General features: G+C 66.4%; 21 protein-coding genes. 15 read left to right on the top strand and 6 right to left on the bottom strand.

The features are described 5' to 3' along the window. Positions 1-210: 210 nt before the first annotated feature. Complete coding sequence (locus KHO22_RS10740) at positions 211-1,461, bottom strand: MFS transporter (RefSeq protein WP_211947111.1); 1,251 nt, start codon at positions 1,459-1,461, stop codon at positions 211-213. 402 nt (positions 1,462-1,863) lie between these two features. Here KHO22_RS10740 and uvrA point away from each other — a divergent pair, with 402 nt between their 5' ends. After that, entirely contained in the window at positions 1,864-4,728 is a 2,865-nt protein-coding gene (gene uvrA, locus KHO22_RS10735) for an excinuclease ABC subunit UvrA (RefSeq protein WP_211947110.1), read from the top strand. Positions 4,729-4,833: 105 nt separating this feature from the next. Further along, positions 4,834-5,319, top strand: a complete 486-nt coding sequence (locus KHO22_RS10730) for an adenosine-specific kinase (RefSeq protein ID WP_211947109.1) — start codon at positions 4,834-4,836, stop codon at positions 5,317-5,319. A 1-nt stretch (position 5,320) separates the two neighbouring features. Here KHO22_RS10730 and KHO22_RS10725 read toward each other — a convergent pair whose 3' ends face one another. The 3 genes from KHO22_RS10725 to KHO22_RS10715 form a co-directional block, all read right to left on the bottom strand. Further along, entirely contained in the window at positions 5,321-7,012 is a 1,692-nt protein-coding gene (locus tag KHO22_RS10725; protein WP_211947108.1) for a Na/Pi cotransporter family protein, read from the bottom strand. Positions 7,013-7,177: 165 nt separating this feature from the next. Continuing rightward, entirely contained in the window at positions 7,178-7,789 is a 612-nt protein-coding gene (locus KHO22_RS10720) for a LysE family translocator (protein WP_211947107.1), read from the bottom strand. A gap of 52 nt (positions 7,790-7,841) precedes the next feature. Next, a complete protein-coding gene (locus tag KHO22_RS10715) occupies positions 7,842-8,414 on the bottom strand; it encodes an adenine phosphoribosyltransferase (RefSeq protein ID WP_211947106.1) in 573 nt (190 codons plus the stop codon). 183 nt (positions 8,415-8,597) lie between these two features. Here KHO22_RS10715 and KHO22_RS10710 point away from each other — a divergent pair, with 183 nt between their 5' ends. Together KHO22_RS10710 and KHO22_RS10705 are read left to right on the top strand one after the other, a co-directional pair. Then, positions 8,598-9,176 (top strand): DJ-1/PfpI family protein, encoded by a 579-nt coding sequence (locus KHO22_RS10710; RefSeq protein WP_211947105.1) that lies wholly within the window; start codon positions 8,598-8,600, stop codon positions 9,174-9,176. 57 nt (positions 9,177-9,233) lie between these two features. After that, a complete protein-coding gene (locus KHO22_RS10705) occupies positions 9,234-9,617 on the top strand; it encodes a ribbon-helix-helix domain-containing protein (protein ID WP_211947104.1) in 384 nt (127 codons plus the stop codon). Positions 9,618-9,644: 27 nt separating this feature from the next. On the opposite strand, the gene KHO22_RS10700 is transcribed toward KHO22_RS10705, so the two are convergent. Beyond that, complete coding sequence (locus KHO22_RS10700; RefSeq protein WP_211947153.1) at positions 9,645-11,624, bottom strand: monovalent cation:proton antiporter family protein; 1,980 nt, start codon at positions 11,622-11,624, stop codon at positions 9,645-9,647. A 130-nt stretch (positions 11,625-11,754) separates the two neighbouring features. Between KHO22_RS10700 and KHO22_RS10695 the strand changes: the two genes are divergently transcribed. The 11 genes from KHO22_RS10695 (at position 11,755) to KHO22_RS10645 (ending at position 21,144) form a co-directional block, all read left to right on the top strand. Further along, positions 11,755-12,738 (top strand): KpsF/GutQ family sugar-phosphate isomerase, encoded by a 984-nt coding sequence (locus KHO22_RS10695; RefSeq protein WP_211947103.1) that lies wholly within the window; start codon positions 11,755-11,757, stop codon positions 12,736-12,738. A gap of 25 nt (positions 12,739-12,763) precedes the next feature. Next, entirely contained in the window at positions 12,764-13,390 is a 627-nt protein-coding gene (gene lptC, locus KHO22_RS10690) for an LPS export ABC transporter periplasmic protein LptC (RefSeq protein ID WP_211947102.1), read from the top strand. Positions 13,391-13,477: 87 nt separating this feature from the next. Next, on the top strand, positions 13,478-14,128 hold the full coding sequence (lptA, locus tag KHO22_RS10685) for a lipopolysaccharide transport periplasmic protein LptA (RefSeq protein ID WP_211947101.1): 651 nt from the start codon (positions 13,478-13,480) through the stop codon (positions 14,126-14,128). 29 nt (positions 14,129-14,157) lie between these two features. Beyond that, entirely contained in the window at positions 14,158-14,958 is an 801-nt protein-coding gene (gene lptB / locus KHO22_RS10680) for an LPS export ABC transporter ATP-binding protein (RefSeq protein ID WP_211947152.1), read from the top strand. 99 nt (positions 14,959-15,057) lie between these two features. Further along, positions 15,058-16,539 (top strand): RNA polymerase factor sigma-54, encoded by a 1,482-nt coding sequence (locus tag KHO22_RS10675; protein ID WP_211947100.1) that lies wholly within the window; start codon positions 15,058-15,060, stop codon positions 16,537-16,539. Positions 16,540-16,588: 49 nt separating this feature from the next. Next, positions 16,589-16,939, top strand: coding sequence for a ribosome hibernation-promoting factor, HPF/YfiA family (gene hpf / locus KHO22_RS10670; RefSeq protein WP_211947099.1), 351 nt, complete (start codon positions 16,589-16,591; stop codon positions 16,937-16,939). Positions 16,940-17,322: 383 nt separating this feature from the next. Continuing rightward, positions 17,323-17,778 carry a PTS IIA-like nitrogen regulatory protein PtsN gene (gene ptsN, locus KHO22_RS10665; RefSeq protein WP_211947151.1) on the top strand — a complete coding sequence of 152 codons (456 nt, stop codon included), beginning with the start codon at positions 17,323-17,325 and terminating at the stop codon, positions 17,776-17,778. A gap of 74 nt (positions 17,779-17,852) precedes the next feature. Continuing rightward, a complete protein-coding gene (gene hprK / locus KHO22_RS10660) occupies positions 17,853-18,824 on the top strand; it encodes an HPr(Ser) kinase/phosphatase (RefSeq protein ID WP_211947098.1) in 972 nt (323 codons plus the stop codon). Between the two features lie 176 nt (positions 18,825-19,000). Continuing rightward, entirely contained in the window at positions 19,001-19,372 is a 372-nt protein-coding gene (locus KHO22_RS10655; protein ID WP_211947097.1) for a PsiF family protein, read from the top strand. A 106-nt stretch (positions 19,373-19,478) separates the two neighbouring features. Further along, positions 19,479-20,366 (top strand): RNase adapter RapZ, encoded by an 888-nt coding sequence (gene rapZ / locus KHO22_RS10650; protein WP_211947096.1) that lies wholly within the window; start codon positions 19,479-19,481, stop codon positions 20,364-20,366. A gap of 115 nt (positions 20,367-20,481) precedes the next feature. Further along, entirely contained in the window at positions 20,482-21,144 is a 663-nt protein-coding gene (locus KHO22_RS10645) for an LON peptidase substrate-binding domain-containing protein (protein WP_211947095.1), read from the top strand. A 24-nt stretch (positions 21,145-21,168) separates the two neighbouring features. Here KHO22_RS10645 and mutY read toward each other — a convergent pair whose 3' ends face one another. Further along, the gene (gene mutY / locus KHO22_RS10640) at positions 21,169-22,356 is read right to left on the bottom strand and encodes an A/G-specific adenine glycosylase (protein WP_211947094.1); all 1,188 of its coding nucleotides are present in this window, start codon (positions 22,354-22,356) and stop codon (positions 21,169-21,171) included. Positions 22,357-22,414 lie beyond the last annotated feature (58 nt).

The raw sequence follows: 22,414 nt of genomic DNA, 5'->3' as shown, positions 1-22,414 counted from the left end.
CGCTCAGTATGTAGGTTGAATCGGATTGCTGCAGGTGAGGCTACCGCGGGGGCCACTGCCAGGATCCCGCAGTCATTGCGAGGCTTGCGACGACTGCAAAAGCGACAGCGTAAACGAACAACGCGCCCCCGGCCAGACAGTCGGGAGGCGCGGTCATGCTAGCCCATATTCGGCCAGGAAATGTTGCAAAGTGATGCGGCTGACACCGCGTCAGGCGGTCGCCGGTGCACTTGCCTGTCCCCTGGCCGGCGGCGGCTTCATGCTCCAGGCGATTATAAGCCAGGCCAGCAGGACCACCGCGCAACCGACGAACACGGCGCTGCGGCCTTCGTGCTTGAGCAGCCAGCCACCCACCACGCCGCCAAGGAACAGGCCGAGCGCCTGCGTGGTGTTGTACACGCCAAGCGCCGCACCGCGCGAGGCGGCCGCGTAGCGCGAGACCAGCGACGGCTGCATGGCCTCCAGCACGTTGAAAGCGACAAAGAACATCAGCAGGACGACGACGATCGCCCACAGGCCATGCACGGCGGCGAACAGCAGTTGCACCGCGGTCATCAGGCCCACGGCGCCCAGCAGCACGGGCCGCACGCGGCCATAGCGCTCCGCGGCCATCATCGGCCCGAGCATCAGCACGAAGGACACCAGCACCACCGGCAGGTAGACCTTCCAGTGCTGGTCGAGCGGCATGCCCGCGTCGGCCAGCATGGCGGGCACCACCATGAACATGGCGACCTGGGACGCGTGAAGCGCCAGCACGCCGACGTTCAGGCGCACGAGGTCCGGATTGAGCAGTACCTGGCGGAACGGCAGCCGTACCGGATGCGGCGGCGGCGGGCTCGGCACCACGAACAGCGTCACGATGATCGCCACCGCGCCCAGCACCGACATCAGCGCGAAGATGCCCGGCATGCCGATGGCATGCAGCAGCGGCGAGGCAATCACCAGCGATAGCGCGAAGGTCAGCCCGATGCTGCCGCCGACCATGGCCATCGCCTTGGTGCGGTGGCGTTCGCGCGTCAGGTCGGCGATGCAGGCCGTGATCGCGGCGGAAATCGCGCCAGTACCCTGCAGCGCCCGGCCCACGGTGATGCCGGACAGCGTGTGCGAAAACGCGGCCACCAGGCCGCCGGCCACGAACAGCAGCAGGCCGGCCACCATGACCGGCTTGCGGCCGATGCGGTCCGACAGCCAGCCGAGCGGGATGTGCAGGAAAGCCTGCATCAGGCCGTAGATGCCCATGGCCAGGCCGACGCGCTGGGCGTCATGGCCGTCCGGCAGGCCGCGCGCGTACTCCGCGAAGACCGGCAGGATCAGGAACAGGCCCAGCATGCGCAGCGCGAAGATGCTCGCCAGCGAGAGGCTGGCACGCAACTCGGTACGCGTCATGCGCTCGCGCTGGGGCACGGTCTTGGAATCGCCGGCAACGGCGGCATCTGGGGAAGAAGACGGGATCGGCGACATGGCGATCGTGGGAATGGGTCACGCTGGTTGCCGGCGCTGGCGGCAATGGCTGTTTCGATCGGCATCCGGGGCAGAAGTTGCCATCCCGGGCGACCAGGCAAGCGCGGCATTCGGCCCGGTTCTCAGTGGTGCGCGCCTTGCGCAGGCAACCCGGGAAACCGAAGTTCGGTATATTAACAGGTTTGCTTCTCCGCGCTTTCCGGGTCACCCGGCCGCGCCGGGTGACCGTCGGCGCATGCATTCGCCGGCAGATCGCGGCGACCGGACCACGCGCGGCACCGCCTCGGAATGGGGCATGAAGCACCTACATTGCAGTTTGGGATTTCCGTTAGACCGACCTGTCCATGCGCACGGCGCCGACTGGCGGCCTGCCCGGCGACGACTTTTGGGCCTTTTCGGCATATGGAAGAAATCAAGATCCGTGGGGCCCGCACCCACAACCTGAAGAACATCAATCTCGACCTGCCGCGCAACCGGCTGATCGTGATCACCGGCCTGTCCGGCTCGGGCAAGTCGTCGCTGGCGTTCGATACCCTGTACGCGGAAGGCCAGCGCCGGTACGTAGAATCGCTGTCCGCCTACGCGCGCCAGTTCCTCCAGCTGATGGAAAAACCGGACGTGGACCTGATCGAGGGCCTGTCGCCGGCGATCTCGATCGAGCAGAAGGCCACCAGCCACAACCCGCGCTCCACGGTCGGCACGGTGACCGAGATCCACGACTACCTGCGCCTGCTGTACGCGCGTGCCGGCACGCCCTACTGCCCCGACCACAACCTGCCGCTGCAGGCGCAGAGCGTGGCGCAGATGGTGGACGCCGCGCTGGCGCTGCCCGAAGACACCAAGCTGATGATCCTGGCGCCGGTCGTGGCCGACCGCAAGGGCGAGCACTCCGACCTGTTCGACACCATGCAGGCGCAGGGCTTCGTGCGCTTTCGCATCCGCTCGGGCGGCGGCACCACGCATGAAGCCGAGGCCAGGGTCTATGAGGTCGATGCGCTGCCCAAGCTGAAGAAGACGGAGAAGCACACCATCGAAGTCGTGGTGGACCGCGTCAAGGTGCGCCCGGACATCAAGCAGCGCCTGGCCGAATCGTTCGAGACCGCGCTGCGCCTGGCCGACGGCCGCGCCCTCGCGCTGGAACTCGACACCGGCAAGGTGCACATGTTCAGCTCGCGCTTCGCGTGCCCGATCTGCTCGTACTCGCTGCAGGAACTCGAACCGCGCCTGTTCTCGTTCAACAACCCGATGGGCGCCTGCCCGAGCTGCGACGGCCTGGGCCAGATCACGTTCTTCGACCCGAAGCGCGTGGTAGCCTTCCCGAACCTGTCGCTGGCCTCCGGCGCGATCAAGGGCTGGGACCGGCGCAACCAGTTCTACTTCCAGATGCTGCAGAGCCTGGCGGCCTACTACGACTTCGACACGGAGACCGCGTTCGAAGAGCTGCCGGCCAATGTGCAGCAGGTGGTGCTGCACGGCTCGGGCGAAGAGGAGATCCCGTTCACCTATATGAACGAACGCGGCCGCACCACGGTGCGCGCGCACGTGTTCGAAGGGATCATTCCCAACCTCGAGCGCCGCTACCGCGAGACCGATTCGGTGGCCGTGCGCGAGGAACTGGCCAAGTACCAGAACAACCAGCCCTGCCCGGTCTGCCATGGCACGCGCCTGCGCACCGAGGCGCGGCACGTCAAGGTCGGCGAAGGCGAGCAGGCGCGCGCCATCTTCGAGATCAACGGCTGGCCGCTGCGCGATACGCTGACCTACTTCCTCACGCTCGACATGCATGGCGCCAAGCGCGAGATCGGTGACAAGATCATCAAGGAAATCACCGCGCGGCTGAACTTCCTGAACAACGTGGGGCTCGACTACCTGTCGCTGGAGCGCAGCGCCGACACGCTGTCGGGCGGCGAAGCGCAGCGCATCCGCCTGGCCTCGCAGATCGGTTCGGGCCTGACCGGCGTGATGTACGTGCTCGACGAGCCGTCGATCGGCCTGCACCAGCGCGACAACGACCGCCTGATCGGCACGCTCAAGCATCTGCGCGACATCGGCAATTCGGTGCTGGTGGTCGAGCATGACGAGGACATGATCCGCGCGAGCGACTACGTCGTGGACATCGGCCCGGGTGCCGGCGTGCACGGCGGCATGATCGTGGCCGAGGGCACGCCGCGCCAGATCGAGGACTCGCCCGCGTCGCTGACGGGGCAGTACCTGTCCGGCCAGCGGCGCATCGAAGTCCCGGGCAAGCGTGCGGCGCCTGACGACGAACGCCTGCTGCGCATCGTCAACGCCAGCGGCAACAACCTGCGCAACGTCACGGCGGAGGTTCCGGTCGGGCTGCTGACCTGCATCACGGGCGTGTCGGGCTCGGGCAAGTCCACGCTGATCAACGACACGCTCTACCACGCGGTGGCGCGCCACCTGTACGGTTCCACGGCGGAACCGGCGCAGCATGACCGCATCGAGGGGCTGGAGCATTTCGACAAGGTCATCAACGTCGACCAGAGCCCGATCGGGCGCACGCCGCGTTCGAACCCGGCCACGTACACGGGCCTGTTCACGCCGATCCGCGAACTGTTCGCCGGCGTGCCGTCGGCCAAGGAACGCGGCTACGATCCGGGCCGCTTCTCGTTCAACGTCAAGGGCGGCCGCTGCGAATCCTGCCAGGGCGACGGCGTGCTCAAGGTCGAGATGCACTTCCTGCCCGACGTCTACGTGCCGTGCGACGTGTGCCACGGCAAGCGCTACAACCGCGAGACGCTGGAAGTCCAGTACAAGGGCAAGAACATCTCCGAGGTGCTGGAGCTGACGGTCGAGCAGTCGGTCGAGTTCTTCAGCGCGGTGCCGGTCGTGCGCCGCAAGCTGCAGACGCTGCTCGACGTGGGCCTCGGCTATATCCGCCTGGGCCAGTCGGCCACCACGCTGTCGGGCGGCGAAGCGCAGCGCGTGAAGCTGTCGCTGGAGCTGTCCAAGCGCGACACCGGCCGCACGCTCTATATCCTCGACGAGCCCACCACGGGCCTGCACTTCCACGATATCGAGCTGCTGCTCAAGGTCATCCACAAGCTGCGCGACCAGGGCAATACCGTGGTGATCATCGAGCACAACCTGGACGTGATCAAGACCGCGGACTGGCTGATCGACATGGGCCCCGAAGGCGGCGCCGGCGGCGGGCAGGTGATTGCGCGCGGCACGCCGGAGGACGTGGCGAAGAGCAAGGCGAGCTTTACGGGCAAGTATCTGGCGCCATTGCTCAAGCGGGCCTGAGCCGCTCCAGGCAGCGGCACCGGCTTGCATTCGGTGCCGCAAGGCCTACCATGAACGGCGGGGTCGGCCACGATGGCCGTTCCCGCCAACGCTTGGAGGCCCGCCATGGAACTCCTGTCGGTACCGGTGACCAAGCCGGAAGCGACCAACTTCATCTTCGGCCAGTCGCACTTCATCAAGACGGTGGAAGACCTGCATGAGGCGCTGGTGGGCACCGTGCCCGGCATCCGCTTCGGGCTGGCGTTCTGCGAGGCTTCGGGCAAGCGGCTGGTGCGCTGGTCGGGCAACGACGAGGCGCTGATCGACCTGGCCTGCGAGAACGCGCGCACGATCGGCGCGGGGCACTCCTTCTTTATCTTCCTGGGCGACGGGTTCTTCCCGGTCAATGTGCTTGGCGCCGTGCGTGCGGTGCCGGAGGTCTGCCGGATCTTCTGCGCGACGGCAAACCCGACCGAAATCGTCATCGCGCAGACCGATGGCGGGCGGGCCGTGCTGGGCGTGGTGGATGGCGCATCGCCGCTGGGCATCGAGACGGATTCGGATATCCGCGAGCGGCGCGAGCTGCTGCGCAAGATCGGCTACAAGCTGTAGCTTACTGCCGCGCCGCGGTGCTCAGCTGTTGCATCGGCGGCGCGCCCGGCGCATCGTCTTCCTTCATGCGGCTGCGGTTCAGCACGCCCGCCTGCTCGAGCACCGGGTAAGCCGTGGCGCAGAACAGCGAGTTCAGGCGCTTGAGTTCGCTGATCACGTCAAGGTGCAGCGAACTGGTTTCCACGCTTTCCGCCGTCTGCACGGCCACGCGCTGCAGGTGGGTGCGTGCGTATTTCTGCTCGAGTTCGCGGAAGTTGGCTTTCTCGGCCATCAGCGTCTGGGCGCTCTTGAGATCGCCGTTGAGGAACACCGACAGGCCGATCCGCAGGTTGGCCACGAGCCGCGCGTGCATCTCGGCGATTTCCTGCATGCCCGCTTCGGAGAACATCAGGTTGTGGGCGATCTTCTTTTCCTTCGCGTCGATCAGCACGCGCTCGATGATGTCGCCCGCGTGTTCCAGGTTGATCGTCAGCGAGATGATTTCCGTCCAGCGCTGCCCGTCGCGCTCGTCCAGCGCTTCCAGGCTGATGCGGGTCAGGTAGAGCTTGATGGCGGTGTAGAGATCGTCCACCTCGTTGTCGATGCGGCAGGTGGCGGCCGCCAGCTTGGCGTCGTTGGTGCGCAGCACGCGCAGCATGTTGTCGAGCATCTGCTCGATGCGGTCGCCGATGCGCAGCACCTCGCGCGCGGCATTGGCCAGCGCGAGCGTCGGCGTGGGCAATGCCGCGGGATCAAGGTGGCGCGGCGTGACCTGGCTTTCGCCGGTGTTGCGCCCGGGCAGTATCGCTTCGCACAGCCTGGCCAGTGGCGCGGTCGCGCCCAGCAGCAGGACGGCCAGCGCCACGTTGAACAACAGGTGGAAATTGACGATCAGGCGCTGCGGATCATGGTCGATCAGTGCGAGCAGGCTTTCGGCCTCGCTCAGGAACGGCAACGCCACCAGGCAGCCCAGCAGTCGCGACAGCAGATTGCCGAGCGTGACACGCTTGCCGGGCTGGTTGTTGCCCGACGTGGTCAGCAGCGCCGAAATGCCGGACCCGAGGTTGGCGCCGAGCACGAGCGCGAGCGCCACGGGGATCGACACCACGCCGGCCGAGGCCAGTGCGCCGCAGAACAGCACCACCGCCAGGCTCGAATAGCACAGGATGGTCAGGAACGCGCCGATCAGCATGTCCAGCGCCGCGTCGCCGGTCAGCGTGCCGAACAGGACCTTGACGCCCGCGGCCTGCACCATGGGGCGCGTGGCGATCGAGATCAGTTCGAGCGCCAGCGTGATCAGTCCCAGGCCGATCAGCACGCGGCCCACGTGGCCAGGCTTGCTGCCTTTCCACGACAGGTGGAGGATCACGCCGACGAAGATCAGCAGCGGCGACAGCCACGACAGGTCCAGCGAGAAGATCTGCACCATGATCGCGGTGCCCACGTTGGCGCCGAGCATGATGGCCAGCGCCGGCGCCACGGCGATCAGGCCCTGGCCCACGAAGGAACTGACGATGACGGCGGTGGCGTTGCTGCTCTGGACGAGACCGGTGACGCCCAGCCCGGCCACGAAGGCGGTGAAGCGGTTGGCGACGCTGGTCGAGAGTACGTGCCGGAGATTGGCGCCGTAGACGCGCAGGATCCCGACCTTGACGATGTTCGTGCCCCAGACAAGCAGGGCCACGCCGGAAAGAAGATGCAGAAGTACGCCCATCGTGCGCCCCTGTGTGACCGGTGTCGGCTACGGCTCGGAGGCTCCGCCCGGTCATCATGTTGTTGTCAAGGGCTCATTATGCGCGCGTCACGGGACCGGGGCAACGCCATGGGGCGTGAGGCGCACGCATCCGGCGCACGCCGGATGTATCGATAAAGCGTCGGCTCAGGGCAGCGCGACCTTGATGCCAAGGCCGACGAAGATCGCGCCGGCCGCGCGGTCAAGCCAGCGTCCCGTGGCCGGACGCTGGCGCAGCCATGCGCCGAGCCAGCCCGCGCACAGGCCGAACAGCGAGAACACCACGGCGGTCTGAAGCATGAACACCAGGCCCAGCAGCACGAACTGCAGCGCCGGGTGCGCGGCGTCCGCATGCACGAACTGCGGCAGGAACACGAGGAAAAACAGCGTGACCTTCGGGTTCATCATATTGCCCAGCACGCTCTGCCGGAACACCTTGCGAAGCGGCACCGCGGCCACGTCGGCCCCCTGCGCGAGCCCGCCCTTCGCGCGCAGCGCCTGGATGCCGATCCAGATCAGGTAGGCGGCCCCCGCATACTTGATCAGCTGGAACGCCAGCGGCGACGAACGCAGGACCGCCGCCAGCCCGACCGCGGCGACCATCGTGTGGAACAGGCAGCCAACCGCAAACCCGAGCGCGGCCACCACGCCCGCGCGCCGGCCCTGCGCCATGCCGCGCGCCAGCACCTGCAGGTTGTCCGGCCCGGGGGCGAGGGTGATGGCGATCGAGGTCACCAGGAACAGCAGCAAGTCGGGCATGGGGTCTCCGTCGGAATGGATCGGGCGGCTGGCGCGTCAGCGCGTGGTCATGTCAATGGCCGTCGAACCGGCACACCGTGAACAGCGGCAGCCCGCCGTTCTGCAGCAGGCGCGAGCCGCCCAGTTCGGGCAGGTCGACGATCGCGGCGCCCTCCACTACCGTGGCGCCCAGCCGCTCCAGCAGCTTGCGCCCGGCCATCATGGTGCCGCCGGTCGCGATCAGGTCGTCGACCAGCAGCACGCGGTCGCCCGGCTTGCAGGCATCGGCGTGGATCTCGACCGTGGCGCTGCCGTATTCGAGCTCGTATTCCTCGGCCACGGTCTGGAACGGCAGCTTGCCTTTCTTGCGGATCGGCACAAAGCCAAGGTTCAGTTCATACGCGACGATGGCACCCAGGATGAAGCCGCGCGCGTCGATGCCCGCAACCAGGTCGAGCTGCGCATCCATGTAGCGGTGCACGAAGACATCGATCAGCACGCGCAGGGTCTTGGGGTTCTGCAGCAGCGGCGTGATGTCGCGGAACTGCACGCCGGGCAATGGCCAGTCCGGCACGGTACGGATGCGGTCGCGCAGGTAGCCTGTGACGTCGCCGAGGTCGGGGGACTGGATGATGGAATCTGCCATGGAAATGGTGAAATGTAGGTTGCGCCACGGGCGCGCCGGAAACGCCGGCCCCGGCAGCCCGGCAGCGGCCGTGGTAACGGGTTACCACCCGGTCCGCGCGGGCCGCACGCAAAATGGCCCTGCCGGTGCCGTGCCGGGCCCGACAGGGCCGGCCGAACACCCGTAACCATACAGGAGACCGCGATGGCAAAAAAGATTCTGATGCTGGTGGGCGACTTTGCCGAAGACTATGAAACGATGGTCCCGTTCCAGGCGCTGCAGATGGTGGGCCACACCGTGCACGCGGCATGTCCGGACAAGAAGGCCGGCGACAGTTGCGCCACCGCCATCCACGATTTCGAAGGCGACCAGACCTACACCGAGAAGCGCGGCCACAACTTCACGCTCAATGCGACCTTTGCCGAGATCGACCCGGCCGCCTATGACGCCCTGGTCATCCCCGGCGGGCGCGCCCCGGAATACCTGCGCCTGAACGCGCGCGTGCTGGAGATCGTGCAGCACTTCGCCGGCGCCAGCAAACCCATTGCGGCGGTCTGCCACGGCGCCCAGTTGCTGGCCGCCGCCGGCGTGCTGGAAGGGCGCACCTGCTCCGCCTACCCCGCCTGCGCGCCGGAAGTGAAGCTGGCCGGCGGCAAGTATGCGGATATCCCCGTCGACCAGGCCCACACCGACGGCAATCTCGTGACGGCGCCGGCGTGGCCCGCACATCCCGCGTGGCTGGCCCAGTTCCTTGCCGTGCTGGGGACGCGGATCGTACATTAGAGGCTTCCGAACGCGGCGCAGCCGGCCCTGGCAGGCGCCGCCAGCACGGGAGTTACGATGTGTGAGATCTTCATCCGCGCCAACCCGCAGTCCTACGAGTGCCAGGCGCGATCGCTGCGGCTGCATGGCGTCGCCACCAGCATCCGGCTCGAGAACCTTTTCTGGGAAGTGCTTGACGAGCTGGCGCAGCGCGACGGCATGACCGTCAACCAGCTCATCACCCGGCTGCACGACGAACTCACCGCGCACCGCGGCGATGAAGCCGTGGCCGGCAATTTCTCGTCATTCCTGCGCGTGTGCTGCCTGCGCTACCTGATGCTGCAAGGCAAGGGACGCATTCCGGCCGATACCGGCGTCCCGATCGGCTCGCTGGACGCGCGCTCGGTGCTCGACAGCCTGCCGCCTTCATGGGTGGAGGCGCCGGTCGGAGCGGCTCATTAGACGCGCGCCGGCCTCCCCGGAACCCACTCAGTCGCTGAGGATTCGCGCCTCCGCCGCCTCAAGCGCCTCCGGCGTGCCGCGCAGCACGACAATATCGCCCGCTTCGAGAATCGTGTCGGGCTCCGGATCAAAGGCGCGGATGCCCCGGCGGCGCACGACCGTGACCTCGGCCCCGATCCGCTCCAGCCCCAGCGCGCCGATGCGCCGGCCGACCGACGTGGCGGCCGGCCCGAGCGACACCGAATGCAGGCGCACCGTGTCGCGCTCGACCATGTCTTCCTCATCGTCGCGGCCGTGGAAGTAGCCGCGCAGCAGGCTGTAGCGTGCGTCGCGCGCTTCCTGCACGCCGCGCAGCACGTGCCGCATGGGCACCCCGAGCAGCACCAGCGCATGCGAGGCGAGCATCAGGCTGCCCTCGATGATCTCCGGCACCACCTCGGTGGCGCCGGCCTTCTGCAGCGTGTCGAGTTCCGAATCGTCCACGGTGCGCACGATCACCGGCAGCGCCGGCGCCAGTTCCTGCACATGGTGCAGCACCTTGAGCGCGGACGGCGTGTTGGCGTACGTCACGACGATCGCTGCGGCGCGGTGGATGCCCGCGGCGATCAGCGCCTCGCGCCGGCCGGCATCGCCATAGACCACGGTATCGCCGGCCGCCGCGGCTTCGCGCACGCGATCCGGGTCGAGGTCGAGGGCCACGTAGGTGATGCCCTCCCTCTCGAGCATATGGGCCAGGTTCTGGCCACTGCGCCCAAAGCCGCAGATGATGGCGTGCTTTTCCGTCTGCAGGCTTTGCGCGGCGATGCGGGTCATGTTCAGCGACTGCATCAGCCATTCGTTCGCGGCAAAGCGCAGCACGATGGCGTCGCTGTACTGGATCAGGAACGGCGCGGCCAGCATCGACAGCAGCATCGACGCCAGGATCACCTGGATCAGCACCGGGTCCACGAGGTTCAGCCCGTCGATCTGGTTGAGCAGCACGAAGCCGAACTCGCCGGCCTGCGCCAGCCCCAGGCCGGTACGGATCGCCACCCCCTGGCGCGAGCCGAATAGTCTTGCCAGCACGGCGATCAGCACCAGCTTGAACAGGATCGGTACCGCCAGCAGCACCAGCACCAGCCATGCGTGCTCCAGCACCACCTGGATATTGAGCAGCATGCCGATGGTGACGAAGAACAGCCCGAGCAGCACATCGCGGAAGGGCTTGATGTCCTCTTCCACCTGGTGCCGGTAAGGCGTTTCCGAGATCAGCATGCCGGCCATGAACGCGCCCAGCGCCATCGACAGCCCCAGCCGCTCGGTCAGCGCGGCCATGCCGAGCGTGACCAGCAGCAGGTTCAGCATGAACAGTTCCTGCGAGCGCCGCGCCGCCACCACGTGGAACCAGCGGCTCATCAAGCGCTGGCCGAGGAAGAAGATCACGCCCAGTGCCACGGCGATCTTGGCCGTGGCCATGCCCAGCGCCGCCATCAGGTCGCCCGGGTCGCGCGACAGCGCCGGGATCACAATCAGCAGCGGCACCACGGCCAGGTCCTGGAACAGCAGCACGCTGATGATGTTGCGGCCGTGCTCGCTTTCCAGCTCCACGCGCTCGGACAGCATCTTCGAGACGATGGCCGTGGACGACATGGCCAGGGCCCCGCCGAGCGCCACCGACGCCTGCCACGACAAGGGAAACAGCCAGTTGAACATCCAGCTCGCCGGCACCACGGCCAGCATCGACAGCACCACCTGGGAGCCGCCCAGCCCGAACACGAGCCGTTTCATGGCGCGCAGCTTGCTGAGGCTGAACTCCAGGCCGATCGAGAACATCAGGAAAACCACGCCGAACTCGGCCAGGTACTTGGTCTGGGCCGTGTCGCTGGCGAGGCCCAGCGCATGCGGGCCGATCAGGATGCCGACCGCCAGATAACCGAGGATGGGCGGCAGCTGCAGCATGCGGAACGCGACCACGCCGAATACGGCGGCAGCCAGCAGCACCAGGGTCAGTTCCAGCGGAGAATGCATCAAGACGCTCAGGATGAACCGACAGGGCTGGCCGGCTGTGCCCCGGGCGCCCTGCCGGCGGAACACGGCAAGCGCGGCGCTCGCCGGGACGGCCCGGGCGTCGCCGCATTCGTTGGTATACTTCGTCGCCATGATAGCCAATTTCGATGCGGATCGAGCACTCAGGCTCGCCCGCAGTACCCTCCAGATTGAAGCCGACGCGGTCGCCGCGCTTTCCGGGCGCCTGACCGCCGACTTTGCGCACGCCGTGCAGCTCGTCCTCCAGTGCAGCGGACGCGTCGTGGTGTCGGGCATCGGCAAGTCGGGCCATATCGGCCGCAAGATGGCCGCCACGCTGGCCTCCACCGGCACCCCGGCCTTCTTCGTGCACCCGGCCGAGGCCAGCCACGGCGACCTCGGCATGGTCACGCGCGACGACGTGCTGATCGCCTTCTCCAATTCCGGCGAGACCGGCGAGCTGCTGTCGATCGTCCCGATCGTCAAGCGCATCGGCGCCCGCCTGATCTCGATCACCGGCAACCCGGAATCGAACCTTGCCAAGCTGGCCGACGCCCATCTGGATGCCGGCGTCGAAAAGGAAGCCTGCCCGCTGAACCTGGCGCCGACGGCCAGCACCACCGCGGCGCTGGCGCTTGGCGACGCGCTGGCGGTGGCGGTGCTCGATGCGCGCGGCTTCGGTGAAGAAGACTTTGCCCGCTCGCACCCGGGCGGCGCGCTCGGGCGCAAGCTGCTGACCCACGTGCGCGACGTCATGCGCAGCGGCAATGCCGTGCCTGAAGTCCGCGAGAACACGCCGCTGGCCCAGGCCCTGATGGAAATCACGCGCAAGGGCATGGCCATGACCGCGGTGGTCGACCCGGACGGCGTTGCCATTGGCGTGTTCACCGACGGCGACCTGCGCCGCCTGCTGGAAACGCCGCGCGACTGGAGGACCGTGCCGATCGGCGACGTGATGCACCGGAACCCGCACGTGGTCCATGAAGACCAGCTCGCCGTCGAAGCCGTGCAGGTCATGGAAGCCAACCGCATCAACCAGTTGCTGGTGGTCGACCATGACGGGCGCCTGGTGGGCGCGCTGCACATCCACGACCTGACCCGGGCCAAGGTCATCTGAACCGCGGCGCGCACGCAACGAGACCATGCAGGCTCTCCTGTCCTCCCTCACCGGGATCGTCTTGCGGCTGCTGCCGCTGCTGCTGATGGCAGTGGTGGCCGGCAGCACGTTCTGGCTGGTGCAGATCAATACGCAGCAGGAAGGCACCACGGCGCCGATCGTACGCAAGCACGAGCCCGACTACTACATGGAACGCTTCTCTGCCACCGAGCTCGCACAGGACGGCAGCACCAAGATGCGCTTCACCGGCGACAAGATGGTCCACTTCGGCGACGACCAGACCTACGAAGTGGCCCGTCCGGCCATGCGCGCCTACCAGCCCGAGCGCCCGCCGGTGACTGCGCGCGCCGATCGCGGCCGCATGAATGCCGAAGGCTCCGTCATCGACCTGTACGGCAACGGCTTCATCGAGCGGCAAAAGGGCGCCGATGCCGCCAAGGACCCGCTGATGACGGCCGCGTCGGAGTACTTCCAGGTCCTGGTCAATGACGACATCGTCAAGACCGACAAGGCCGTGAAGCTCACGCGCGGCCCGTCGGTCATGACCGCCAACGGGCTGATCTTCAACAACGTTACCCGCGAAGTACAATTGCTGGGCAACGTACGCGGCACCATCATCACCGGTGCGCCCACCCGGACTCCGGGATCCTGACAACAACAGCCGCCCGCGCGCGACGGGGCGGCACCGCGGATCTGGGCATCGCGCCCGAGCTTCCGCCTTCCTCCGACCCTTGCCAACATGATTGCTTCCCTGACGACCCTGTCCCGCCGGCGCGCCGCCCCGCTGCTGCTGGCCGTGGCCACCGCGCTCTTGGCGCTATCGGCGCTGGCGCCGCTGGGTGCCCATGCCGAACGCGCGGACAAGGACAAGCCGCTGGTCCTGGAAGCCGACAACGCCAGCTACGACGACGTCAAGCAGATCTACACGCTGACCGGCAACGTGGTCCTGACCAAGGGCACCATGGTGCTGAAGTCGGACGCGGCCGAGATCCGCACCGACCCCGAGGGCTACCAGTACGCGGTGGCGACGGCCAAGGGCGGCAAGCAGGCCTATATCCGCCAGAAGCGTGACGGCGTGGACGAATATATCGACGGCTGGGGCGACCGCATCGAATACGACGGCAAGCAGGAAATGTCCAAGCTGATCGGCCACGCCCGCATGGCGCGGCTGCAGGGTGCCAAGCTGGTCGACGAGATCCGCGGCGCGGTGCTGACCTACGACAGCCGCAACGAGTTCTACACAGCGGCCGGCGGTGGCGACAACACTTCGGCCGGTAACCCGTCGGGACGCGTGCGCGCGGTGCTTTCGCCGCGCCGGGAGGCAAGCGGTGCGGCCGCTGCCCCGCCCCTCGACCTGAAGCCGGCGCCCGCGCCGTCCAGCAAGCCTTGAATCACGCGCCCGAGCGCATCACCGCCACCATGACCGATACCGCAATGCTCGCCCCCACCACCGCTTCCGCCGCCACCGACGCCCGTGCCGACAGCAGCACGATGGTCGTGCGCCACCTGAAGAAGCGCTACGGGTCGCGCACGGTGGTCAAGGACGTGTCGCTCGAGGTGAAAAGCGGCGAGGTGGTGGGCCTGCTCGGCCCGAATGGCGCGGGCAAGACCACCTCGTTCTACATGATCGTGGGCCTGGTGGCGCTGGACGAGGGCGATATCGTGCTCGACGGCCAGCACATCAGCGGCCTGGCCATCCACGAGCGCGCGCGCATGGGCCTGTCCTACCTGCCGCAGGAAGCGTCGGTGTTCCGCAAGCTCAATGTGGAAGAGAACATCCGCGCGGTGCTGGAGTTGCAGCTCGAAAAAGGTAAGCCGCTGCCCAAGGCCGAGATCGACAGCCGCCTTGACACGCTGCTGGACGACCTGCAGATCGCCCACCTGCGCAACAACCCTGCGCTGTCGCTGTCGGGCGGCGAGCGCCGCCGCGTGGAGATCGCGCGCGCACTGGCGTCGTCGCCACGCTTCATCCTGCTCGACGAACCGTTCGCCGGCGTGGACCCGATCGCCGTCGGCGAGATCCAGCGCATCGTCAGCTTCCTGAAGGCGCGCAACATCGGCGTGCTCATCACCGACCACAACGTGCGCGAGACGCTTGGCATCTGCGACCACGCGTACATCATCAGCGAAGGCACCGTACTCGCGTCGGGCCAGCCCGAAGAGATCATCGCCAACGAGTCGGTCCGCCGCGTCTACCTGGGCGAGAACTTCCGCATGTGAGGCCGTGAGCGACAGCTGCCCTCGGTGGAAACGATCAGGCAGCAACAGCGATAGCAATTTCCGTTCCAACATCGGAAAGATGCGCATAGAATAGGTCGCATGAAACCGTCGCTACAGCTCCGTCTCTCCCAGCATCTGGCACTCACGCCGCAACTGCAGCAGTCGATCCGGCTGCTGCAACTTTCCACGCTGGAGCTGCAGCAGGAAGTCGAGCAGGCACTGACGGAAAACCCGCTGCTGGAGCGCGAGAACGACTGGATCGAAAGCCCGCTGCGCGTGGGTGCCGATGGCTCGGTCAATCTGCAGAGCGCACCGGCACCCGCACCTGCCGAGCCGCAAGGCAATGGCGAGGCGAACGCCAGCAGCGGGGGCAGCGAGGAAGAAGGCTACGGCGGCGACAGCGGTGGCGACGATTACAGCAGCGACTGGAGCCTGGACGATTTCGCGCGGCGCCCGCAGGGCGAGGACGACGAGAAGACGCCCATGCAGCTTCGCGATGCCGAGCCCACCCTGCGCGAACACCTGATGGAGCAGCTCGCGCCACTGAAGATCTCGACGCGCGACAAGGGGCTTGCGATCTTCCTGATCGAATCGCTCGACGACGATGGCTACCTGAGCGCGTCGCTCGAAGAGATCTGCACCGAGTTGCCAGAGGAACTCGAATTCGAACTCGACGAAGTGCACGCGATCCTCACGCTGCTGCAAAGCTTCGACCCGCCCGGCGTGGGCGCGCGCAATGCTGCCGAATGCCTGAGCCTGCAATTGCGCCGGCTGCAGCACCCGCAGCGCGAGCTGGCATTGTCGATCGTCAACCACCACCTGGAACTGCTTGCCGTGCGCGATTACACGCGCCTGAAAAAAGCACTGCAGGTGGACGAAGCGGCGCTAAAGGCCGCGCATGAACTGATCCGCTCGCTCGCGCCCTACCCAGGCCACGCATACAGCCGCCCTGAAGCCGACTTCGTGGTGCCGGACGTATTCGTGCGCAAGGGCGGCGGTGGCTGGCTCGCGCAGCTCAACCCCGACGTGATGCCGCGCCTGCGCATCAACGACATGTACGCGCAGATCCTCCGCGGTGCCAAGGGGGAATCCGGCGCCGCGGGCCTGCAGCAAAAGCTGCAGGAAGCGCGCTGGCTGATCAAGAATATCCAGCAAAGGTTCGACACGATCCTGCGAGTTTCGCAGGCGATTGTCGAGCGTCAGAAGAACTTCTTCACGCACGGCGAAATCGCGATGCGCCCCTTGGTTTTGCGGGAGATTGCCGATACACTGGGATTACACGAGTCAACCATATCCCGGGTGACGACCAATAAATATATGGCAACGCCGATGGGTACTTTCGAACTGAAGTACTTTTTTGGCAGCCACGTTTCCACCGAAACCGGTGGGGCGGCTTCATCAACGGCGATCCGCGCCTTGATCAAGCAACTTATAGGAGCCGAAGACCCGAGGAGCCCTCTTTCCGACAGCCGAATTGCCGAATTGCTCGGTGAACAAGGCTTCGTTGTCGCGCGCCGTACCGTCGCCAAGTATCGCGAAGCCCTGAAGATCCCTGCTGTCAATCTCCGCAAGACTTTGTAGCCGAGTTGCACCGCCTGCCTGGTGCAGCTCTTTCAGAAGGAGAAGCGCTATGAACTTCAAGATCAGTGGACACCACCTGGACATCACGCCGCCTCTGCGTGAGTACGTGGAAACGAAGCTGGAGCGTATCGTCAGGCATTTCGATCAAGTCATTGGCGTCAGCGTGCTACTCTCAGTCGACAATCATAAGGAAAAGGACAGGCGGCAGTACGCGGAAATCAATCTGCACCTCCGGGGCAAGGACATCTTTGTTGAAGCCCACCACGAAGACCTATATGCGGCAATCGACGCACTCGTCGACAAGCTGGACCGTCAGGTGCTTCGTTACAAGGATCGCGTGCAAGGCCACGACCGCGAGGCGGTCAAGTACCAGATGGCCGAATCACAACTACAGCAATGATCAAGCCTGCCGGTTGCAAGGCTGGCCGCTGAAACTGGACTGATAAAAGCAAGCCGCGCCATGTAGCGCGGCTTTTTTGCATCTGTTGCTTCCGTCTCGCGCAAGCCCTGGACGCAAGTGTTTCGCAACTGGCGCAGCACGGTGTATGCTCTCCAAGACATAGCTGGTGGTGACTCCGGTGCGCCCGCCCTACCCAGGTGTGGCGGCACGAGCACCGACCGGTGCCATACGGGGACCGGCGTTGCATTGCACAAGAACAGGAGAGACGCTGCTCTATAATGGCCGAACGCCTGTTAAACCATGGCCTGGCCGCAACCCGGCCCCACTTCGTTTCCGGGCTGGGCAGTCCGATCTGCCTGCTAACTGAAATCCTCGCATCGCCCATGAATCGTTTGGCCAAACTGCTGCCACCCGGCAATATCAACCTCGACGTCAGCGTCACCAGCAAGAAGCGTGTATTCGAGCAAGCCGGGCTCCTATTCGAGAACAACCATGGTGTGGCGCGGGCGACCGTGACCGACAACCTGTTCGCGCGCGAGTCGCTGGGTTCGACCGGTCTCGGCGCGGGCGTGGCCATTCCACATGGACGCATCAAGGGGCTGAAGCAACCACTGGCTGCCTTCATGCGGCTGGCCGAGCCGATCCCGTTCGAATCGCCGGATGGCAAGCCTGTCTCGCTGCTGATCTTTCTGCTGGTGCCGGAACAGGCCACGCAGCAGCACCTAGAAATCCTTTCTGAAATCGCCCAGCTGCTATCGGATCGCGACATGCGCGAAGGGCTGGCAACACTGGCCACGCCGGAAGCGGTTCATCAGCTCCTGACGCAGTGGCATCCCTGATCCTCCCCCCGGGCTCGCAACAGACCGGACAATCGTAAAGTCCGGCACGGTCCCCGCCCCGAAAGTCATAACGCATGGAACTCACCGGCGTCACCTCCCAGTCGATCTTCGACGACAACGCAGCCGACATCAAACTCTCGTGGGTGGCTGGCCTGGAGGGTGCGGATCGCGCCTTCGACGTGGAGTTTGCCCGCGAGGCCACGTCGGCCGCGGACCTGGTTGGCCACCTGAACCTGATCCACCCGAACCGGATCCAGGTGCTCGGCAAGCCAGAAATCACCTATTACCAGCGCCTGGACGACGAGACCCGCAAGCGCCAGATGGGCGAGCTGATCCTGCTCGAGCCGCCGTTCCTGGTGGTGGCCGACGGCATGGAGCCACCGCCGGACCTGGAACTGCGCTGCACGCGCTCTTCCACGCCGCTATTCACCACGCCGGTTTCCTCGGCGGCGGTCATCGACCACCTGCGGCTGTACCTGTCACGCATTTCGGCGCCGCGCGTGACCATGCACGGCGTGTTCCTCGACATCCTCGGCATGGGCGTGCTGGTCATGGGCGAGTCGGGCCTGGGCAAGAGCGAACTCGGCCTGGAGCTGATCTCGCGCGGCCACGGCCTGGTGGCCGACGACGCGGTGGATTTCGTGCGCCTGGGGCCCGATTTCATTGAAGGCCGCTGCCCGCCGCTGCTGCAGAACCTGCTGGAGGTGCGTGGCCTGGGCCTGCTCGACATCAAGACCATCTTCGGCGAGACCGCCGTGCGGCGGAAGATGAAGATCAAGCTGGTGGTCCAGCTGGTGCGCCGCAACGACGGCGAGTTCGAGCGCCTGCCGCTCGACTCGCAGTACCTGGACGTATTGGGCTTGCCGATCCATATGGTCAAGATCCAGGTGGCGGCCGGCCGAAACCTCGCCGTGCTGGTCGAGGCCGCCGTGCGCAACACCATCCTGCGCCTGCGCGGCATCGATACCCTGCGCGATTTCATGGATCGCCAGCGCGCCGCGATGCAGGCCGATGCGGTCTCGCGCGGACAGGGCCGCCTGCTCTGAGCGGGCATCGCGACACGTTTTCAATTGCTTACATCGGCGTTGACAATTTAGTCAACGCGGTGGGGGCACCCTCCGTTTTGTGCTGTAATGGGCATCGAGCCCAGTCCTGAGCCGCGCGTCCGCCATCGGCTGGCGAAAAAGCGGCCATGAAGTCTTCCACAGCCAGGAGAGCAAGCATGAAGAAACTGATCGCGATGTGCGTGCTGGTGACGCCGTTGCTGGCCACCGGCGCGTTTGCCCAGCCGGCCGCTCCCGCGACTTCGCCCGCACCCGCGGCCCCGGCAGCGCCCGCCGCCATGTCGAAGACCGCGCCGGCATCCGCCGCAAAGGCTCCCACCGCGCAGCAACAGAAGATGAAGGACTGCAACGCGCAGGCTGCCGACAAGAAAGGCGACGATCGCAAGGCCTTCATGAAGCAGTGCCTCTCGGCCAAGGGCGTGCAGCCGACCAAGACCCAGCAGGAAAAGATGTCGGCCTGCAGCAAGGAAGGCAAGGGCAAGAAGGGCGACGATTACAAGTCGTTCATGAAGGATTGCCTGTCGAAGTAATCAGCGGTCGACTCTGACCAGGATGGCGAACCACGCGGTTCGCCATTTTTGTCCGAGCGGCCACTGTCATGACGCGGCCACTTCCGGATGCTATGCTTGCGATGCTATGCGCATCATCCTCATCACCGGCATCTCCGGCTCCGGCAAATCCGTCGCACTGAACGTGCTTGAAGATGCAGGCTACTACTGCGTCGATAACCTGCCGGCCCAATTCATTCCCGACCTGGCCCGCTATCTTGCGGCCGAGGGCTATACGCACCTCGGCGTAGCCACCGATATCCGCAGCCGCGAATCGCTGGAGCACCTGCCCGATACGGTCCGCGAACTGGCCGAGACCCATCAGGTCGAAGTCGTGTTCCTGACGGCCAGCACCGACGCGCTGGTGCAACGCTATTCTGAAACGCGGCGCCGGCACCCGCTGTCGATCCTGACCAATGGCGCCCCCGCCTCCGAAGACGAACGGGCGGCGTTCAACGACCGCGCGCTGATGGAAGCCATCGAGATGGAGCGCGAACTGCTCAGCCCGCTGGCCGAGTCCGCGCACCGCATCGACACCAGCAACGTGCGCACCAATACGCTGCGCAGCTGGATCAAGGAGCTGATCCGCGAGGACAGCCAGCGTCTCACGCTGCTGTTCGAGTCGTTCGGCTTCAAGCATGGCGTGCCCAGCGACGCCGATCTGGTCTTCGACGTGCGCTCGCTGCCCAACCCTTACTACGACCTGGCGCTGCGCCCGCTGACCGGCCGCGACGCGCCGGTGATCGACTTCCTCCAGGCCCAGCCGATGGTGCTGGCGATGGCCGAGGACATCCGCGCCTATGTCGAAAAGTGGCTGCCGAGTTTCATTGCGGATAACCGCAGCTACCTGACCGTGGCCATCGGCTGTACCGGCGGGCAGCACCGTTCGGTCTATATTGCGGAAAGGCTCGCCAACTATTTCCGCGCGCATGGTAATGTGCTGGTGAGACACCGCGAACTCGCACCGGCGGCATAGCTGCCTGCGTGCGTTTTTGCTCTGTCGCCAGGTACGTCAAGCCTGGCAGCCATGGCGGTCGCCGCACCCGATCCGGCGGCCGGTTTCCCCGATCCAGTGGAACGCCAGCCATCGCATGTCTTCGACAGACCTTCTCCGCCACACCACTCCCGTCGACGAGACGCCGCCGACGCTGGATGACCTGCCCCTCTTTCCACTGCATACGGTGCTGTTCCCGGACGGCCGCCTGCCGCTGCGCGTATTCGAGAGGCGCTATGTGGACATGGTGCGCAATTGCCTGCGCGACGCGGTGCCGTTCGGCGTATGCCTGATCGCCAGTGGCGAGGAAGTCGCGCGCTCCGGCCAGGCAACCGTGCCCGAATCGATCGGTTGCCTGGCCGAGATCGTTGATTGCAACATGGAGCAGCTTGGCGTGCTGCTGATCGAAACGCGCGGACGCCAGCGCTTCCGCGTGATCGAGCACCGCAAGCGCGACGACGGCCTGATCGTTGCCAGCGCCGAGTTGCTGCCCGCCGACATCATCGACTGCAAGCTCGAACTGCTGGGCGAATGCCTGTCGGTGCTGCGCCGGATCGTCACGCGGCTGCATGCCGAGCAGCCCGACCGCATGCCGGTTGCCGAGCCCTACCTGTGGGACGACCCGAGCTGGGTCACCAACCGCCTGTGCGAACTGCTGCCGGTGCCGCTCAAGGCCAAGCAGATGCTGATGGCGCTGCCCGACGCGGGCATGCGCATCGAGATCGTGCACCGCTACATGCGGCAGCACCACATGGTGTAGCGGGCCCAGTTCCCTGCGCGCGAATCAGAACAGTCCGCCGCGGGCCTGCAGTTCGAGCAGCTTGCGCACCGGCGCCGGCGTGCCGAGCGCGTCGAGATCATCGAGCGAAAGCCACCTCTGGGCCGGCCCCGCATCCGGTTCGCGCAGCGACAGCGCGGCCATGTCGACCCGGATCGCGCGGATCAGCAGCCGGAAGTGCGTAAAGACGTGGACCAGTTCGCCGGCCAGCGCCGCGCGCGCGGGTTCGCCGAATGCGCGCGCATAGCCCAGGGCATCGTCCTCCGCGAGTTCCGCGTCGAACGGCACCGTTGCCACCGGCATTTCGGGCAGGCTCCACAAGCCGCCCCAGACCCCGCTGTCCGGGCGAAGCTGCAGCAGCACGTCGCGCCCATGGCGCACCATGACCATCACGGTGCTGCGCTCCGGTACCGCCGCGCGCGGCCTGGGTGTTGGCAGCGTAGCGGTCAGGCCATCGCGGCGCGCCACGCAATCCGCCGACAGGGGGCAGGCCGCGGCATCGGCCAGGCATGCCGGCTTGCCGCGTGAACAGACGGTCGCGCCCAGGTCCATCAGGCCCTGCGTGTAGGCCACCATGTCGTCCGCCTGGCGCGGCCCCGCCGAGGGCAGCGCGGCCTCCGCCAGCTCCCACATGCGTTTCTCGATGATGCGTTCCCCCGGGTGGCCGTGAATGCCGAACACGCGTGCAAAGACGCGCTTGACGTTGCCGTCCAGGATGGGGGATCGCACGCCGGCACTGAAGGCCGCGACCGCCGCGGCGGTGGAGCGGCCAATGCCCGGCAGCGTGGCCAGTACGGCGGGATCGGTGGGAAACCGGCCACCATGGTCACTGACCACCTGCATGGCGCAACGGTGCAGGTTGCGCGCGCGCGAGTAGTAGCCCAGCCCCGCCCACAGCGCCATCACCTGGTCGGCAGGCGCGGCAGCCAGTGCCTGCACCGTCGGGAGCTGCGCGACGAAGCGCTGGAAGTAGTCGATAACCGCGCTCACCTGCGTCTGCTGCAGCATGATCTCCGACAGCCAGATCCGGTACGGGTCGCGCGTGTTCTGCCACGGCAGGTCGTGCCGGCCGTGCACGCGCTGCCAGTCGACCACGCGCGCGCCGAAGTCGGCGGGAACATGGATATCGGGCGGCACGGCAACGGCACTGGCATTGGCGGGCGCGGCGGGGGCGGGGGCGGACTTGCGGGGCATCGGGAGCAATCGGGGGCATGAATTGCGCGGCAGGCAAAGCGGCCGCGCAAAAGAAAAA

The sequence above is a fragment of the Cupriavidus yeoncheonensis genome (genome assembly GCF_905397275.1).
In the GTDB taxonomy this organism is placed as follows: Bacteria; Pseudomonadota; Gammaproteobacteria; order Burkholderiales; family Burkholderiaceae; genus Cupriavidus; species Cupriavidus yeoncheonensis.
The sequence above is the reverse complement of the archived record's forward strand: the minus strand, read 5'-3'. Positions and strand labels throughout refer to the sequence as shown.